This is a genomic window from Thermogutta sp. (assembly GCF_014359955.1).
Lineage (GTDB): Bacteria > Planctomycetota > Planctomycetia > Pirellulales > Thermoguttaceae > Thermogutta.
In genome coordinates this window covers 1-1,517 of sequence record NZ_JACIYL010000950.1, presented here as the reverse complement: position 1 = coordinate 1,517, position 1,517 = coordinate 1, and the positions used below count along the sequence as shown (strand labels likewise).

Below are 1,517 nucleotides of genomic sequence, written 5' to 3'. Positions count from 1 at the left end.
GGGAGGTAAAGGAAAAGGTCGAATCCATCAAACTTGATTCCGTCCACTTCAGCCGCCGCGGTGAGGTCGAGCATCGTATCAAGGTCAATCGGCGGCTCACCCCCATCGCCTTTTCCGACCACTCCTGGCCAGGCAGCATTGTGAAGCTTAGGAAAATTATGACGCTGTCCCGAAGCCATGATCCCTCCTTTGCACAGGAAAAGTAACGGCCAAACCCCACAGAACATGGCCCGTCACCGCACAGGATGAACAAGCCACCCGCGCGCCGCTGAACGGCGTGATTGATTCTAAAAATCCCCTACCAAAACCGCAAGCCACCAGCGCGCGGATTTTCAGCGCTTCAGCCGCTCAAATCTCCTGGCTCGTGCCCGGCAAGGGCGGAGCATAGCGTCCTTCCTTGTCCGCCCGAATAGGCGGCACTGACTCGAAGGTCAGCTTGTCGATGTCCGCGACGTACTGGAAATTGGAGTTCCAGGCCTGCTGCCAGGTCACATACTGACCGGTATGCGCGGCCATGCGTCCCATGAGTGTCGCCATATTGGCCTCGGCCGCCCGTCTCGCCTCGTTATGAGATTGATCCTGCCTGATGGCATCGAGCAGCACCTGCCATTCGGCGTGGTAGGGATTCGCATCACGCTCCGGATACCGCCAGATCTCTTCGCTGGCCACCATCTTCTGGCTTTTGTACAGCTTGGGTTTGGGATCTGACAAATCCGTCATAATCACCGCAGATCCCTTTGTGCCGTGTGCATAGTCTGAATAGGTGGACCAGCAATTTTGCATGTGACGAGAAAACGCAAACAGTTTTGTCCCATCGGCAAACGTGTACTCGACGGTGTAATGATCAAAAAGATTGCCGGCATCGGGATAGCACCGTCCTCCCATCGCCTGCGCCTCTACCGGCCATGCCCCCTTGACCCAGCACGCCACATCCACATTGTGGCAATGCCAATCCACAAAAAATCCGCCACTGACCCAGTTGAAACACACCGCGTGACGAATTTGAAACTCGATCTCGTTCGCACCGGGCGGAAGTCGCGGTGTGAACACCGGACCGTGCACACGGTAGATCCGCAAGGTGTGAATCTCTCCAATAACACCGTCGTGAATTCTCTTGATGACCTCTTGCCGGGCCCTGGAATGCCGCCACATAAAGCCAACGCCCACCTTGAGGTTCTTCTTCTCAGATTCTTCCGCAGCCTTCATCAGCCGGCGAGTGGCAGGGGCGTCCACGCCAAACGACTTTTCCATAAAGACGTTGACCCCTTTTTGCACCGCGTATTCAAAGTGAACCGGCCGGAACGCTGCGTGCGTCGCAAGAATGACAACATCACCCGGACGGAGGCAATCAATCGCATGGCGATAGGCGTCAAATCCAAGAAACCGACGCTCCGGAGGAACATCCACTTTATCGGGGAATTTACTTTGAAGGTTCTTCAGGCTTCCTTCCAAACGATCTGCAAACAGATCCGCCATCGCCACCAGCTTCACCGGGCCTCCGGTCGTCGAGAAAGCAT

At 55.8% G+C, this 1,517-nt stretch carries 1 protein-coding gene and 1 pseudogene; both read right to left on the bottom strand.

Annotated features, from left to right (window positions below; all coding sequences use genetic code 11):
- Positions 1 to 179 (bottom strand): annotated as a pseudogene (locus H5U08_RS19955) (sugar phosphate isomerase/epimerase); the annotation flags it as partial.
- Positions 180 to 348: 169 nt separating this feature from the next.
- Positions 349 to 1,517, bottom strand: a 1,169-nt coding sequence (locus H5U08_RS18470) for a Gfo/Idh/MocA family oxidoreductase (protein WP_297036529.1), incomplete at its 5' end; no start/stop codon positions are given.